A 13,944-nucleotide genomic window follows, 5' to 3' on the forward strand; every position below is an offset into this window, starting at 1 on the left:
GCATCTGTTCCATCTGTCTGCGCACCCCTCCCCCCTTTCCATGCATCGTGGGTTCTTTGGCAGCCGCCCCTTCAGCCGGGTGAATGACTGGCTGGAGGCCCAGGGATCGGCGCCGATCGACTGGGCCGCGTGAATCAGACCGGGCGGCGTGAAAGCGTATATCGCGTTACAGTTTGAGGTGATTCCCTTTCAAAAGCGTATACGCGCTTACCGTTTGGCGGGTTTTCAACCTGCCCCCCACAGGTTAAACCTGCGGAAAGGAGTCTTGCCATGTCCACCATTCTCGACCGTATCAAGGCCTATAAACTTGAGGATGTGGCCGCCCGCAAAGCCGCCCGCCCGCTCGCCGAACTGGAGGCCGCCGTCAAGGAGGCCCCCGCGCCGCGCGGCTTCGAGGCCGCTTTGCGGCAAGCCTCCGCGCAGGGCTATGGCCTGATCGCCGAGATCAAGAAAGCCAGTCCTTCCAAGGGCTTGATCCGTGCCGATTTCGATCCGCCCGCGCTGGCGCAGGCCTATGAGGCCGGTGGGGCCACCTGTCTTTCGGTGCTGACCGACGGCCCTTCTTTCCAGGGCGATGACAGCTATCTGACCGCCGCGCATGATGCGACCAAACTGCCCTGCCTGCGCAAGGATTTCATCTATGATCCCTATCAGATCGTGGAGGCCCGCGCCCTGAAGGCCGATTGCATCCTGTTGATCATGGCCTCACTCGATGATGCGCAAGCCATTGAACTGGAACAGGTTTCCATGGAACTGGGCATGGGCGTGCTGATCGAGGTGCATGATCGCGACGAGCTGGAGCGCGCCTCGCGGCTGAAATCGCCGCTGCTCGGCATTAACAATCGTAACCTGCATACATTCGAGGTCACGCTGGACGTGACCCGCGATCTGGCGCGCCGCGCCCCCGAAAACCGACTGATCGTGTCGGAAAGTGGCCTTTTCACGCCCGCAGACCTCGCTGATATGGCGCAATACGGGGTGCGCAACTTCCTGATTGGCGAAAGCTTGATGCGGCAGGCCGATGTGACCGAGGCGACGCGCGCCCTGCTGGCCAACCCGTTGCGCGCGGAAGGCGGCGCCTGATGCTGACCCATTTTGATGCCGAAGGCCGGGCGCATATGGTGGATGTCTCTGGCAAGGCTACCACATCTCGTGTCGCCACGGCGATTGGCGCTGTGCGTATGGCGCCGGAAACCCTGGCGCTGGTGACCGAAAACCGCGCGGCAAAAGGCGATGTTCTGGGTGTGGCACGGCTGGCAGGCATCATGGGGGCGAAGAAAACCGCCGATCTGATCCCGCTGTGCCATCCCTTGCCGATCACCAAAGTGGCGCTCGAACTTGTCCCCGATCCGGGCCTTCCGGGCATCCGCGTCAGCGCCACGGTCAAGACCACCGGCCAGACCGGGGTGGAGATGGAGGCATTGACCGCCGTGTCGGTCGCTTGCCTCACTATCTATGACATGCTGAAAGCTGCCGAAAAAACCATGGAAATTCAAGGCATTAAAGTGACGCTGAAAGACGGCGGCAAGTCCGGCCGCTTTGAGGCCACGCCGTGATTTCCGTTGCCGAGGCGCTGGAGCGCGTGCTGGCGCTGGCCCGCCCCCTGCCAGTGGAGACGGTGCCGCTGGCCGCCGCTGCCGGGCGCTGGCTGGCCGAGCCCTTGGGCGCCCGCCTCACCCAGCCGCCGTTTGACGCCTCGGCCATGGATGGCTATGCGATTGCCGGCCCGGCGCCAGCGGGCGCTGCGTTTACCGTGATTGGCGAGGCCGGCGCGGGTCATGCCTTTGACGGCAGCCTTGGCCCCGGTGAGGCTGTGCGAATTTTCACCGGCGCCCCCGTCCCTGACGGCGCGAGTCATGTTGCGCTGCAAGAGGATGTCAGCCGCGCAGATGCCCGCATCACGCTGACCGCGCCCGCCGACAAGACCAATATCCGCCACCGCGGGGACGACTTTGCCATTGGCCAGATGGTGACACCAAGGCGCTTGAGGCCACAAGATCTTGCGCTTTTGGCGGCGATGAACCTCGATCACCTGCCCTTGCGGCGACGCCCGGAGGTTGCGATTCTGACCACGGGCGACGAGCTGGTCATGCCTGGCGAGCAGCCGCGCGCGGATCAGATCGTGGCCTCCAACGGCTTTGCCCTGAAGGCCTTGATCGAGGGGGTCGGCGGCATCGCGCGCCTGCTGCCCATCGCGAGGGATACCGAGGCCTCGCTGCGCGCTGCATTTACTTTGACCGAGGGGGCGGATGTGGTGGTGACCATCGGCGGCGCCTCGGTCGGCGATCACGATGTTGTGGCGCGTCTGGCCCCCGATCTCGGCCTTGATCTCGCCTTTCACAAGATTGCCATGCGACCGGGCAAGCCCTTGATTGCAGGCAATTTTCGCGGAACGCCCTTGCTTGGACTGCCGGGGAATCCTGTCTCGGCCTTTACCTGCGCGCATCTGTTCTTGCTGCCGCTTCTGCGCGCCATGCAAGGCGATCCGGCGCCGGCGCCGCAGATGAAGCTTGCGCGCCTCGCCTGTGACACCGGCCCCACCGGCCCGCGCGCGCATTATATGCGGGCCCATGTCGAAAATGGCGTGATCACCCCCTTCCAGCGGCAGGATTCTGCTTTGCTGTCCGTGCTTTGCGAGGCAAACGCCCTTTTGCTGCGCCCCTTGGGCGACGGCCCTCGGGCTGTGGGTGATGAGGTTGAATACTTGCCGGTCTGAGAGATTTTTCTTGACACAAAGCAAGAACATCGACAGAACATTAGACTAACACCCGAGCGAAACTGCACAAGGGATCGGCCTGATGCTCACGCGCAAGCAGTTGGAACTTCTTGATTTCATTCGCATCCGCATGGATCGGGACGGCGTGCCGCCCTCTTTCGATGAAATGAAGGAGGCGCTGGACCTGCGCTCCAAATCAGGCATTCACCGGCTGATCACCGCGCTGGAAGAGCGGGGGTTCATCCGGCGTCTTGCCCATCGCGCCCGCGCCATCGAGATCGTCAAGCTGCCGGAAGCCATGGAAAAGCCAGGGTTTTCGCCGCGCGTGATCGAGGGAGACCGCCCCTCCGCCCCGCCACCGCGTGCCGCATTGCCGGTCGAGGGGCTGCATGCCATTGAACTGGCGGTGATGGGCCGCATCGCGGCAGGCGTGCCGATCGAAGCTATTTCCGAGGTCTCGCATCACATCGCCGTTCCGGGTTCGATGCTCTCGGGCGCAGGCCAGCATTACGCCCTGGAGGTGAAGGGCGACTCGATGATCGAGGCGGGTATCAATGATGGCGACATCGTCGTGATCCGCGAGCAAAACACTGCGAATAGCGGGGATATTGTGGTCGCTTTGGTCGAGGATGCAGAGGCGACTTTGAAGCGGTTCCGCCGCAAGGGCAATATGATCGCCCTCGAGGCCGCCAATCCGGCCTATGAAACCCGTGTTTTCCCGGATCATCTGGTCAAGGTGCAGGGGCGCTTGGTCGGGCTGATCCGCAGCTACTGATTGGGCAACGTCCAGACGGCCTCTGTGGCGGGTGGCGTATTCCCCTGCCAGAGGCGCAGGCCTTGACGTGATGGCACGAGATGCAGGGCGTTCCCCTCGCGCCAAAGCGCCAGGCCGCCGCTGCGGCGCAGCGTGCTTTGATCCAGAATGCGGCAGCCATCGGGTTTCTCCGCAAGGCGCGCGGCAATGATCACCAGATCATGCGCCGCACAGGCCGTCATCAGCGCTGACTCGGCGCCCTTGCCTTTCAGATGAATTCCCCGCCACAGCCCCAGCTGAAAACTTCGCTGCATGGGCGGGCCGGAAAAGCCCGCCCGCTTGGCGGCTTGGGCCTGATCGCTCAGATCGCCGTCATTTTCCAACCAACTGGTCGCCGCAAACCCCGCTCCGCGCGCGACGGACAGCGCCCGCCCCTCGCCTCCCAGTACTCCGACCAGCCCGGCATCCGGTGCGATCAACACATCTGGACGCTGCACCTCGGCCCAAAGGGCAAAGGCCAGCATTACCGGCAAAACCCCGGCCAATCGCCCCCATCCGCGCCAGACCGAGAGCCAGATGCCCCCCAGCGAGATCAGCGCGAGGGTCAGCCCGTCCGGCGAGGGCACCGCCGTCACCGCCCCCTCCCAACTGCCAACCAGCGCGGCCACATAGAGGATCCATTGGCAACCGAGGCCCATGACCCAAAGAGGCAGATCCGCCAGCCCGAGAGGCGCGAGCAAGGCTGCCACGGCGCCCGCGGGCATGACCACAGCCCCCATGACGGGCACCGTCAACAGATTGGCAACAAATCCGAAATCGGCAATCCGGTTGAAATGCGCGGCCCCGTAAGGGGCGGTCGCAGCCCCGGCCAGCGCCGATGACAAGACCAGCGTGAAAACCGGCATGACCCATGGCGGGATGCGCCCGCGCAGCATACCGCCCTCCAGCGCACCAAAGCCAGCAATCAAGGCGGTGGTCGCGGCAAACGACATCTGAAACCCCGGGTCCAGCAGGCTTTCTGGTCGCAGCATCAGCAAAACCACCGCCGACATCGCGACCGAGCGCAGCGACAGGGCGCGCCGATCCAGCAAAACGGCGCCCAGCATGACGCAAACCATCAGGAAGGCGCGCTCGGTCGCCACATTGGAGCCGGACAGCAACAGGTAAAACCATGCGACACCGAGCGACACCACTGCAGCGATCTTTTTGGCATTGATCCGCAACGCCACTGCCGGAACCAATGCAATTCCAGAGCGGATCAGGGTGAAGACGAACCCGGTGAGAAAGGCCATGTTCATGCCCGAAATCGCCAGAAGATGCGCAAGGCTGGAGGCGCGCAATGCCTCCACCGCGTCGAGGCTCAGGCCGGAACGATCGCCGGTCATCACCCCCGCCGCAAAAGCGCCCGGATCACCCGGAATGCGCGCCTGCACCCCGGCGGAGAACCAGGCGCGCAGCCGGTTCACCCCTTGCTCGCGCGGGGCCGGATCGGCAAGGAACAGCACCGGGTGACGGGTATATCCAATGGCGCCAAGGCCTTGGAACCAGGCCATGCGCTGAAAATCAAAGCCTCCGGGTTCAACCGGCGCCTCGGGCGGCGAGAGATGCGCGGTCACTTGCACCACCTCGCCGGGCGCGGGCGCATGCACGGTGAGCGGCCCGTGCAGCGCAATGCGCACCTTCTCCGGCAGCTTGGCGGGCGACACATCCGACAGCACAACCCGGTCCAGCGTCAGGCGCAGCGCATCGGATTGCGAGCGATCTATCGCGATCACGCGCCCCTCCACCGGGCCATAATAGCGGAAGTCCAGCACCGGCGCGGCCACCAGATGTGCCCGCAGGCCCGCCGCCAGAAAACCCAGGGCCAGCATCGAAACGGCCACAAAAAACGGATGCGCCAGCTCTGGCCCGCGCCACCACAGCCCAAGCGCCGTCAGCAAGAGGCCGGAGGCCAGCAGATAGGCCGGCACGCCGGGCTCGTTCAGCAGGCTGAACCACAGCCCGATACCAAAGGCCAGAAAAACGGGCACCCAGGGGAACAGAATCCCCCGGGCCTCGGCCAGGGCCAGAATCGGCCAGAGCATTGCCCGCCGCACCGCCTCCACCTTGTTTCCGCCCCTCCGCTCGCCTATCACCAGCCGAAAGGCTAAGGCCAACAAGGTTTCCGAAAGGTTAACGCGCATGAACACGCCCGTCGTCACCCGATTTGCCCCCTCGCCCACCGGCTATCTGCATATCGGCGGCGGACGCACGGCGCTGTTCAACTGGCTGTATGCGCGCGGGCGTGGCGGCAAGTTTTTGCTGCGGATCGAAGATACCGACCGCGAACGCTCGACCCCCGAGGCCACCGCCGCCATTCTGCGCGGGCTGGAATGGCTGGGCCTCGACTGGGATGGCGAGGTGGTCAGCCAGTTCGAGCGCAAGGATCGTCACGCTGCGGTGGCGCATGAGATGCTGGCCCGGGGCACGGCCTATAAATGCTTCAGCACAAAGGAAGAAATCGACGCGTTCCGCGCCGAGGCCGAGGCCCGTGGCAGCTATGCGGTGTTTCAAAGCCCCTGGCGCGATGCCGATCCGACCACCCATCCCGATGCGCCTTTCGTCATCCGCATGAAGGCCCCGCGCAGCGGCGAGACGGTGATCCGCGACGAGGTGCAGGGTCAGGTCACCATCCAGAATGCCACTCTGGATGATATGATTTGTTTACGCTCTGATGGTACGCCCACCTACATGCTCGCCGTCGTGGTCGATGATCACGACATGGGCGTCACGCATGTCATCCGGGGGGACGATCACCTGAACAACGCCGCGCGCCAGCAGATGATTTATGATGCGATGGGCTGGGACATCCCGATCTGGGCGCATATTCCGCTGATCCACGGGCCGGATGGCAAGAAATTGTCCAAGCGGCACGGGGCCTTGGGCGTCGAGGAATATCAGGCCATGGGCTATCCGGCGGCCGGGATGCGCAATTATCTGACCCGTCTCGGTTGGGCGCATGGCGATGCCGAATTCTTCACCAGCGCGCAGGCGATGGCCTGGTTCGACCTGAAGGGAATCGGTCGCGCGCCGGCGCGGCTTGATTTCAAAAAGCTGGAAAATCTGTGCGGATTGCACATTTCTTCGGCAGATAATGCTGCGCTGCTGCATGAATTGCAGGCCTATCTGGCGGCATCCGGGCGTCCGGCCCTGACCGAGGCACAGGCCGCGCTGATGCTGAAGGGCATGAACTCGCTGAAAGAGCGGGCCAAAACCTTCCCCGAACTGCTTGATAAGGCTCGCTATATCCTGGAATCGCGCCCGGTCGGGCGTGATGAGGCGGCAGAAAAGGCGCTTGATACGGTATCCCGTGGTATACTGAAATCATTGACGCCGCGCCTGCAAACTGCTAGCTGGACGAAGGAAGACCTTGAGGCCATTCTGAATGCGATTGCTGAAGAAAACGGCATCGGCTTCGGAAAGCTGGCCGCCCCCTTGCGAGCGGCGCTGGCCGGACGCACGGTAAGCCCGAGTGTCTATGACATGATGCTGGTCATCGGTCAGGACGAGACCATTGCGCGGCTGGAGGATGCCGCGGCCTGATCGCCGCGCCCTCTGCCGATGATATTCGCCGCAGCGCCGATCCGGCGCTGCACGCCAACGCAGAGGGATGTGGAAATGGCAGAAGCTACCAAGAGCGCAAAGCTGACACTCGGCGACAAGGTCATCGACCTGCCGATCCTGTCGGGCACCGTCGGCCCCGATGTTCTGGATATCCGAAAGCTCTACGCTCAGGGGGACGTGTTCACCTACGACCCCGGCTTCACCTCGACCGCCGCCTGTGACAGCGCGATCACCTATATCGACGGCGACGTGGGCGAATTGCTGCATCGCGGCTATCCCATTGATCAGCTTGCAGAAAAATCGCATTACCTGGAAGTCTGCTATCTGCTGCTGAACGGCGAGCTGCCGAATGAGGCGCAGATGAAGGATTTTGAAAGCCGCATCACGCGTCACACCATGGTGCATGAGCAGATGCACAACTTCTTCCGCGGCTTCCGCCGTGACGCGCATCCCATGGCCACCATGGTGGGCGTGGTCGGCGCGCTGTCGGCCTTCTACCACGATTCGACCGACATCAACGATCCGTGGCAGCGCGAAGTGGCTGCGATGCGGCTGATCGCCAAGCTGCCGACCATCGCGGCCATGGCCTATAAATATTCGATCGGCCAGCCCTTCGTCTATCCGAAGAACAGCCTCGATTACGCGGCGAACTTCCTGCACATGTGTTTCGCCGTGCCCTGCGACGAATATACGGTCGACCCGATTCTGGCCCGCGCCATGGACCGGATCATGACCCTGCACGCCGATCACGAGCAAAACGCCTCGACCTCGACCGTGCGTCTGGCCGGGTCTTCGGGCGCGAACCCGTTTGCCTGTATCGCGGCGGGCATCGCCTGCCTGTGGGGGCCGGCCCATGGCGGCGCCAATCAGGCCTGCCTTGAAATGCTGCGCGAGATCGGCACCGTCGACCGCATCCCGGAATATATCGCCAAGGCGAAAGACAAGAATTCGGGCTTCCGCCTGATGGGCTTTGGGCACCGGGTCTACAAGAACTTTGACCCGCGCGCCAAGGTGATGAAGGAATCGGCCGACGAGGTGCTGGGCCTTCTGGGCATCGAGAACAACCCGACCCTGCAAGTCGCCAAGGAGCTGGAGCGGATCGCGCTGTCGGATGATTACTTCATCTCGAAAAAGCTCTATCCGAATGTCGATTTCTACTCGGGCATCATTCTGGATGCGATGGGTTTCCCGACCTCGATGTTCACCCCGATCTTCGCGCTGTCGCGCACCGTTGGCTGGATCAGCCAGTGGAAAGAGATGATCGGCGACCCCACGCAGAAGATCGGTCGCCCGCGCCAGCTTTATACTGGCGCGCCGAAGCGCGACTATGTCGATGTGAAGCATCGCTGAGACCGGGGGCGGCCAAAGGGCCGCCCTTTTTCATTGCGGCGCGGCCCTGGCCTTGCGACAAGGGCACATGCCGCACCGCCTCTGGATCCTTGATACCGCCCGCACAATGGCCCTTCTGGGCATGGTGTTGTTCCATTTCACCTATGATCTGGAGATGTTCGGGCTGCTGGCCCCCGGCACTGCCTCGGGCGGGTTTTTCTGGTATCACGCCCGCGCGGTGGCGGGCAGTTTTCTGGCACTGGCCGGGGTTTCGCTCTGGCTCGCGCATGGGCAGGGCATCCGCTGGCCGGGCTTCTGGCGGCGCTGGCTGAAGCTGGCGGCGGCGGCGGCGCTGGTCAGTCTCGCCACGCGGCTGGCGATGCCGGAGGTCTGGGTGTTCTTTGGCATCCTGCACGCCATTGCCCTGTTCAGCCTGATCGGGCTGGCCTTCCTGCGCCTGCCGGCTGTGGTGACGCTCGCCCTCGGCCTTGGCATCATCTTGGCCAGCCCGCATCTGGCGCAGGCCCTGCAATGGAACACTGCGGCGTTGCGCTTTCTGGGTCTGGGCACGCTGCCCAGCTATACCGTGGATTTCGAGCCGGTTTTCCCGTGGTTTGGCCCCTTTCTGCTTGGGCTTGGCCTTGCCCGGCTGGCCGAGCCGCTGCGCCCGGCTTTGGCGCGCCTGACAGGGCCCGGTTGGCTGGCCTGGCCGGGGCGGCATTCGCTGGCGATCTATCTGCTGCATCAGCCGCTTCTGATCGGGCTGCTGCAACTCTGGCTGATCGTGACGTGACGTCAGGCTTTCACGCCCCGCCCGCCCCCGCCACTCTGCCCGCATGACCGAGCCGCTTTTCGCCCAGAGCCCCGCCCAATTGCCCGACCGCGAGACGCTGCTGTCGCTCTCGGGGCTGGACTTCATGCAGCGCCTGCTGCGGGGAGAGCTGCCGCATCCGCCGATCGCCCGGCTGATGGGCATCCGGGTGACCAGCGTGGCGGAGGGGCGCGTGACCCTGCGCGCCGTCGCGGGGTTCGACCATGCCAATACTTTCGGCGCGGTGCATGGCGGCTGGTATGGCACGGTGCTGGATACGGTTCTGGGCTGCACCGTGATGACGGCCGTGCCGCAGGGCCGCTGGTATACGACGCTGGAATACAAGGTGAATATCGCCCGCGCCCTGCCCATGGGCACCGAGGTGGAGGCCGAGGCCAGGCTGGATCACGCGGGCCGCAGCACCGCCATCGCCCATGGCAGCCTGCGCGGCGTGGCGGATGGCCGGATCTATGCCAGCGGCTCCACCACCTGCATCATCCTCGCATGATCGGCTGGCCGGTGGCGGCGGGCGTGGCGCGCCTTGGCTCCACCTCCAGCACGGAAGGGTGCAGCCGCTCGGACGGATCGCGCCCGACCTGACGCTTGCGGCGCAACAGGAAGGCGGCACCAAAGCCGCGCCAGGTGCCCACCATCGGCCCATGCGGATCACAGGGGAAGCGGTTGTGCCAGCCCTCGGGCAAGGCCAGCCCGCAGGCCTCCCCCCGCTCCAGCATCCAGACCAGCGGGATATTCGCCAAGGGGCGCGCGGCCTCGAAATCGCCAAGCTGCCCGCCAATATCGGCATGGCTGCCGCGAAACCAGACCTGCTCCACATTGCTTTCCCAGCCCGGCGGGCAATCCCACAGCACCGGCGTAAAGACCTCGCGCGTTTCATGCAGGGCCAGCGCCTGAAAGCCGTGGCGGATCGAGCTGCCAAGGTGGTGGTTGTGGAAGGCATGCCGCCCCTCGGTCAGCATCCACAGCAGCGGCAGGCGCAAGCCAAGCGCCTTGACGGTATCCCAGACCCCAACCATCTGGATCGGCGCCTCGTCATGGCAATGCGCCAGCGCGAAAATGCGGGCCACGCGGGTGTCGGGGTCGCGCTCGTAATGGCGATAGGCCAGTGTCACATTGCGCTCGGTCGCGTGGTCATGCCGCAAAAGCCCCAGCCGGTCGATCACCCCGGCCAGGCTGCGCACCGCATAGGCACCGCGGGAATAGCCCAGCAGGAAGATACGGTCGCCGGGGCGATAATGGCTGGCCAGCCAGCCATAGGCGCGGCGGATCTGGCGATTGATGCCACGCCCTTGCAGCACATCCACCGTATCGGACCAGGTTTCCCATTGCAGGCCCGGTTCGTAATAGAGGTTGCGCCGCGCCGCACCCGGCACCGCCTCGCGCAGCAACTGGAAGGCGCGGCCCGCATTGCTTTCATGCCCGGGCCGCAGCGAGGCCAGCGTGCCATCCAGCACCACGACATGATCCACCGGCCCGCGCAGCAGGCCGCGCGGCGGGGCCTCTGCCGGCACCACGGCGGCGGGGCGCCGGAACCAGCGCGACACGCGGTCCAGAAAACTCATCCGCTGCCCCTGTTCTGCCCGATGCCAGCCATCCGCGCCTCCGCCCGTTTCAGGCCTGCTACAGGGCAAATGGTAAACGCCCGGTGGATCAAGTCCAGCCGGGCGTTCGGAAACAGTCGATTTGTGACAGCCGCAGCTCAGACCTTGAGCGACAGCACCGTGGCGATGGTCAGATCGCCGAACCCGTTGAACCGGGTATTGGTGGCGATGGAATAGGCGCCCATGCCGTGAATGATCAGGTAATCGCCCTCGGCGATCCCCTCGTCCAGCATCAGCTCGCCCGGCACGCGGTCGACCGAATCACAGGTCGGGCCAAAGACGATCCGGATTTCCAGCGCGCCCTGACGCGGGCGGCCCTCGCCATCCACCACCTCGATGCGGTCGATGATGCCCACCAGCGGCAGCTCGGCCAGCGCGCCATAGACCCCGTCATTGAGGAAGACATGGGTGCCGTCGCGCACCGCCTTGACCTTGGCGGCATGGGTGAAGGCATCGCCGCACAGGCCCCGGCCCGGCTCGCAGACCAGCATCGGGCGCTGGTCACCAAAGGCCTCGGTCGCCACCCGGTCGATCAGGGCGAAGGTCTCGTCGATCTGCGGCAGCACCGCTTGCAGGCGATGGTTCGGGAAACCGCCGCCCACATTCAGCCGCGCCACGGTCACGCCCGCCTCGCGGCCGATCTCGGCGGCGGCGCGGATATAGGCCTCCCAGGCATGGGGATCGGTGCATTGCGTGCCGGGGTGGAAGGTCAGCGAGGGGATGAACCCGGCCTCGGCCGCGCGTTTCAGCAGCTGCGCCGCCAGCTCGACCGTGGCGCCGAACTTGGCGCCAAAGTTATAGGCGGCACCCGCCACCGGCAGCTTGAAGCGCACCGAGATTTCGCAATCATCCGCCGGCACCAGCTCGATCAGCTTTTCCAGCTCCGACGCGCTGTCGACTGACCAGCTTTTCACCTTCAGCTCCACCGCCTCGGCGATCTCGGCACGGGCGCGGACCGGGTTGTTGTAATGCAGCGCGGCATCGGGGGCGAGGCGGCGGATCAGCCGGATCTCGCCGGGGCTGGCCACATCGAACCCGCGCACACCGGCGGCGGCGAGGTTTTCGATCACCACCTCGGAGGGGTTGGTTTTCACCGCATAGGTGACCATGCCCGGAAAGCCGTCGATGAAACGGCGCGCCGCGGCCTGCAACACGCTGGGCGAAAAGAAGATCACCGGGTTTTCAGGCCGCACGTTGCGGATGAACTCGGTGGGGTTGGACCAGATCGTTTTGGAGAGTCCCATCGGCGTGTCCTTTCTGCCAACAGAACGCAAGCGGCCATTGCCCGGAACCCATCCGGGAGCCAGCACCTGCGCGGTCATTACAACCAGGCCAGGTGCGTATGAGCCGCCCTTTTCCTGAAAACGTGGAATGCGCATATGGGGCCAAACTTAACCGATGAAAACTACAAAATCTTAGTGTATGGATGACAGATTGACGAAAAAACCGGGCAAATTGCATGGATGAAATGGATCGCAACATCATCGGGCTTCTGAGCGCCGATGCACGCATGTCTGTGGCGACCTTGGCCCGCCGGATGAAGGTTGCGCGGTCCACCGTGCAGGCCCGGCTGGAGCGGCTGGAGACCACCGGCGTCATTGCCGGATACACGCTGAAACTGGGCGAGGCGGCGCGGCAGGGGCGGCTGCGGGCCAGCGTCTTGCTGACGATCGAGCCCCGCGCGCAGGCCGCGATCATCACCCGGCTGAAGGCCATCGGCGAGATCGAGAAGGTCTTTACCACCTCGGGCCGCTATGACCTGCTGTTGCAGGTGGCGGCGCCGTCGACTCAGGTGCTGGATCAGGTGCTGGACCAGATCGGCGCGCTGACCGGGGTTGTCAGCTCGGAAAGCCTGATCCATCTGTCGACCAAGTTTGACCGGGCGGTCTGACCCCGCAAAACACCCGAGTTTGGGATTGTTTTTTCGCCGCCGCGCGCACAGGCTTTGCCTCAAAGTGCCAGTGAGGAGAGACAGCATGACCATCGGATATATCGACGGGTTTCTGGTGCCCGTCGCCACCGCCAATCGCGAGGTCTACCGCGCGCATGAGGCCAAATGGTGGCCCAGCTTCCGCGAGCTGGGCGCGCTGAGCCTTGTGGTGGGCTGGGGCGATGATGTGCCGCCGGGCAAGCAGACCGATTTCCTGCGCGCGGTCGATCTGCAAGCGGACGAGACCGTGGTGTTCTGCTGGCTGACATGGCCCGACAAACCCACCCGCGACGCCGCCTATGCCAGGATGATGGAACAAGACCCCGCCACGATGGCCGAGATGCCCTTTGACGGCAAGCGCATGGTCTATGGCGGCTTCACCCCGCTTCTGGTCGAGGAGGCCGCAAAATGAGCCGCGATGCAATAAATCGGGGAACCCCCTGCTGGTATGAGCTGACCACGCGCGACACCGCCGCCTCGCAGGCCTTCTATGGCGCCCTGCTGGGCTGGACCTATCAGGATGCCGGGATGGAGGGCTTTGACTACACGCTTGCCATGGCGGGCGAGGCGATGGTGGCCGGGCTTTACGCCCCTTTCGAGGGCCAGCCCGAGGCCTGGCTGGTCTATTATGAGGCCGAGGATCTGGACGCCACGCTGGCCCAGGCCACCGGCCTGGGCGCCACGGTGCTGCAACCGGCCAGTGACGTGCCGGAAACCGGGCGCTTTGCCGTGCTGGCCGATCCGCAGGGCGGGGCCTTCGGGCTGTTCCAACCCCTGCCCGGCCAGCCTTCGCAGGCTTTCGACCAGAAGAAACACGGGCATGGCAATTGGCACGAGCTGCACAGCACCGACCCGCTGGCGGCGCAGGGCTTTTACGCCGCGCTGTTCGGCTGGCAGCCCAGCACGGTGATGCCGATGGGGCCAATGGGCGATTACCGGCTGTTTGCCCATGCGGGGGCCGATATTGGCGGCATGATGCCGCTGCAATGCGCCGATGTGCCGCCGCATTGGCTGGTCTATTTCGGGGTGCCCTCGATTGCCGGGGCCATCAGCCAGATCGCTGCCTTGGGTGGCACCCTGACCCATGGCCCGGTCGAAGTGCCCGGCGGCGCCTTCATCTGCATGGGCCAAGACCCGCTGGGCGCGCATTTCGCGCTGGTGGGCGGCGCCTGATCCGCCTTC

The 13,944-nt window shown here is 64.7% G+C and carries 14 protein-coding genes and 1 pseudogene; 12 read left to right on the plus strand and 3 right to left on the minus strand.

The features are described from left to right. The 5 genes and pseudogenes from JNN06_RS16620 to lexA form a co-directional block, all read left to right on the plus strand. Window positions 1–133: pseudogene (locus JNN06_RS16620) on the plus strand (uracil-DNA glycosylase); the annotation flags it as partial. A gap of 137 nt (window positions 134–270) precedes the next feature. Next, complete coding sequence (gene trpC / locus JNN06_RS16625; RefSeq protein ID WP_291240707.1) at window positions 271–1,083, plus strand: indole-3-glycerol phosphate synthase TrpC; 813 nt, start codon at window positions 271–273, stop codon at window positions 1,081–1,083. Continuing rightward, window positions 1,083–1,556 carry a cyclic pyranopterin monophosphate synthase MoaC gene (gene moaC / locus JNN06_RS16630; RefSeq protein ID WP_291240708.1) on the plus strand — a complete coding sequence of 158 codons (474 nt, stop codon included), beginning with the start codon at window positions 1,083–1,085 and terminating at the stop codon, window positions 1,554–1,556. Before trpC ends, moaC begins: the two co-directional genes overlap by 1 nt. After that, the gene (locus JNN06_RS16635) at window positions 1,553–2,716 is read left to right on the plus strand and encodes a molybdopterin molybdotransferase MoeA (protein ID WP_291240709.1); all 1,164 of its coding nucleotides are present in this window, start codon (window positions 1,553–1,555) and stop codon (window positions 2,714–2,716) included. Before moaC ends, JNN06_RS16635 begins: the two co-directional genes overlap by 4 nt. An 82-nt stretch (window positions 2,717–2,798) precedes the next feature. Next, complete coding sequence (gene lexA / locus JNN06_RS16640; protein ID WP_291240710.1) at window positions 2,799–3,491, plus strand: transcriptional repressor LexA; 693 nt, start codon at window positions 2,799–2,801, stop codon at window positions 3,489–3,491. Here the strand turns inward: lexA and JNN06_RS16645 are convergent. After that, entirely contained in the window at window positions 3,485–5,554 is a 2,070-nt protein-coding gene (locus JNN06_RS16645; RefSeq protein WP_291240711.1) for a ComEC/Rec2 family competence protein, read from the minus strand. The genes lexA and JNN06_RS16645 overlap by 7 nt on opposite strands. A 97-nt stretch (window positions 5,555–5,651) precedes the next feature. On the opposite strand from JNN06_RS16645, the gene gltX reads away from it, so the two are divergent. The 4 genes from gltX to JNN06_RS16665 all read left to right on the plus strand — a co-directional run bounded on the left by gltX (window position 5,652) and on the right by JNN06_RS16665 (window position 9,721). Next, window positions 5,652–7,052 (plus strand): glutamate--tRNA ligase, encoded by a 1,401-nt coding sequence (gene gltX, locus JNN06_RS16650; RefSeq protein ID WP_291240712.1) that lies wholly within the window; start codon window positions 5,652–5,654, stop codon window positions 7,050–7,052. A 75-nt stretch (window positions 7,053–7,127) separates the two neighbouring features. Next, window positions 7,128–8,423 carry a citrate synthase gene (gene gltA, locus JNN06_RS16655; protein WP_291240713.1) on the plus strand — a complete coding sequence of 432 codons (1,296 nt, stop codon included), beginning with the start codon at window positions 7,128–7,130 and terminating at the stop codon, window positions 8,421–8,423. A gap of 67 nt (window positions 8,424–8,490) precedes the next feature. Then, window positions 8,491–9,195: a heparan-alpha-glucosaminide N-acetyltransferase gene (locus JNN06_RS16660; protein WP_291240714.1), complete on the plus strand. Its 705-nt coding sequence runs from the start codon at window positions 8,491–8,493 to the stop codon at window positions 9,193–9,195. Window positions 9,196–9,238: 43 nt separating this feature from the next. Beyond that, window positions 9,239–9,721 carry a PaaI family thioesterase gene (locus JNN06_RS16665; protein WP_291240715.1) on the plus strand — a complete coding sequence of 161 codons (483 nt, stop codon included), beginning with the start codon at window positions 9,239–9,241 and terminating at the stop codon, window positions 9,719–9,721. On the opposite strand, the gene JNN06_RS16670 is transcribed toward JNN06_RS16665, so the two are convergent. Further along, the gene (locus tag JNN06_RS16670; protein WP_291240716.1) at window positions 9,708–10,793 is read right to left on the minus strand and encodes a DUF2235 domain-containing protein; all 1,086 of its coding nucleotides are present in this window, start codon (window positions 10,791–10,793) and stop codon (window positions 9,708–9,710) included. The genes JNN06_RS16665 and JNN06_RS16670 overlap by 14 nt on opposite strands. A 137-nt stretch (window positions 10,794–10,930) precedes the next feature. Beyond that, window positions 10,931–12,076, minus strand: a complete 1,146-nt coding sequence (locus tag JNN06_RS16675) for a type III PLP-dependent enzyme (RefSeq protein ID WP_291240717.1) — start codon at window positions 12,074–12,076, stop codon at window positions 10,931–10,933. Window positions 12,077–12,291: 215 nt separating this feature from the next. Between JNN06_RS16675 and JNN06_RS16680 the strand changes: the two genes are divergently transcribed. From JNN06_RS16680 to JNN06_RS16690, 3 genes are all read left to right on the plus strand, one after another. Beyond that, window positions 12,292–12,723, plus strand: a complete 432-nt coding sequence (locus JNN06_RS16680; RefSeq protein ID WP_291240718.1) for an Lrp/AsnC family transcriptional regulator — start codon at window positions 12,292–12,294, stop codon at window positions 12,721–12,723. A gap of 85 nt (window positions 12,724–12,808) precedes the next feature. Next, window positions 12,809–13,174 carry a DUF1428 domain-containing protein gene (locus JNN06_RS16685; RefSeq protein WP_291240719.1) on the plus strand — a complete coding sequence of 122 codons (366 nt, stop codon included), beginning with the start codon at window positions 12,809–12,811 and terminating at the stop codon, window positions 13,172–13,174. Beyond that, entirely contained in the window at window positions 13,171–13,935 is a 765-nt protein-coding gene (locus JNN06_RS16690) for a VOC family protein (RefSeq protein WP_291240720.1), read from the plus strand. Before JNN06_RS16685 ends, JNN06_RS16690 begins: the two co-directional genes overlap by 4 nt. The last annotated feature ends 9 nt before the right edge of the window (window positions 13,936–13,944 follow it).

Source organism: Gemmobacter sp., assembly GCF_016792925.1.
Classification (GTDB): Bacteria; Pseudomonadota; Alphaproteobacteria; order Rhodobacterales; family Rhodobacteraceae; genus Gemmobacter.

Coding starts and splice junctions, on each gene's coding strand:
- trpC (WP_291240707.1), top strand. CDS start 271: ATGTCCACCATTCTCGACCGTATCAAGGCCTATAAACTTGAGGATGTG.
- moaC (WP_291240708.1), top strand. CDS start 1,083: ATGCTGACCCATTTTGATGCCGAAGGCCGGGCGCATATGGTGGATGTC.
- lexA (WP_291240710.1), top strand. CDS start 2,799: ATGCTCACGCGCAAGCAGTTGGAACTTCTTGATTTCATTCGCATCCGC.
- JNN06_RS16645 (WP_291240711.1), bottom strand. CDS start 5,554: ATGCTCTGGCCGATTCTGGCCCTGGCCGAGGCCCGGGGGATTCTGTTC.
- gltX (WP_291240712.1), top strand. CDS start 5,652: ATGAACACGCCCGTCGTCACCCGATTTGCCCCCTCGCCCACCGGCTAT.
- gltA (WP_291240713.1), top strand. CDS start 7,128: ATGGCAGAAGCTACCAAGAGCGCAAAGCTGACACTCGGCGACAAGGTC.
- JNN06_RS16660 (WP_291240714.1), top strand. CDS start 8,491: ATGCCGCACCGCCTCTGGATCCTTGATACCGCCCGCACAATGGCCCTT.
- JNN06_RS16665 (WP_291240715.1), top strand. CDS start 9,239: ATGACCGAGCCGCTTTTCGCCCAGAGCCCCGCCCAATTGCCCGACCGC.
- JNN06_RS16670 (WP_291240716.1), bottom strand. CDS start 10,793: ATGAGTTTTCTGGACCGCGTGTCGCGCTGGTTCCGGCGCCCCGCCGCC.
- JNN06_RS16675 (WP_291240717.1), bottom strand. CDS start 12,076: ATGGGACTCTCCAAAACGATCTGGTCCAACCCCACCGAGTTCATCCGC.
- JNN06_RS16680 (WP_291240718.1), top strand. CDS start 12,292: ATGGATGAAATGGATCGCAACATCATCGGGCTTCTGAGCGCCGATGCA.
- JNN06_RS16685 (WP_291240719.1), top strand. CDS start 12,809: ATGACCATCGGATATATCGACGGGTTTCTGGTGCCCGTCGCCACCGCC.
- JNN06_RS16690 (WP_291240720.1), top strand. CDS start 13,171: ATGAGCCGCGATGCAATAAATCGGGGAACCCCCTGCTGGTATGAGCTG.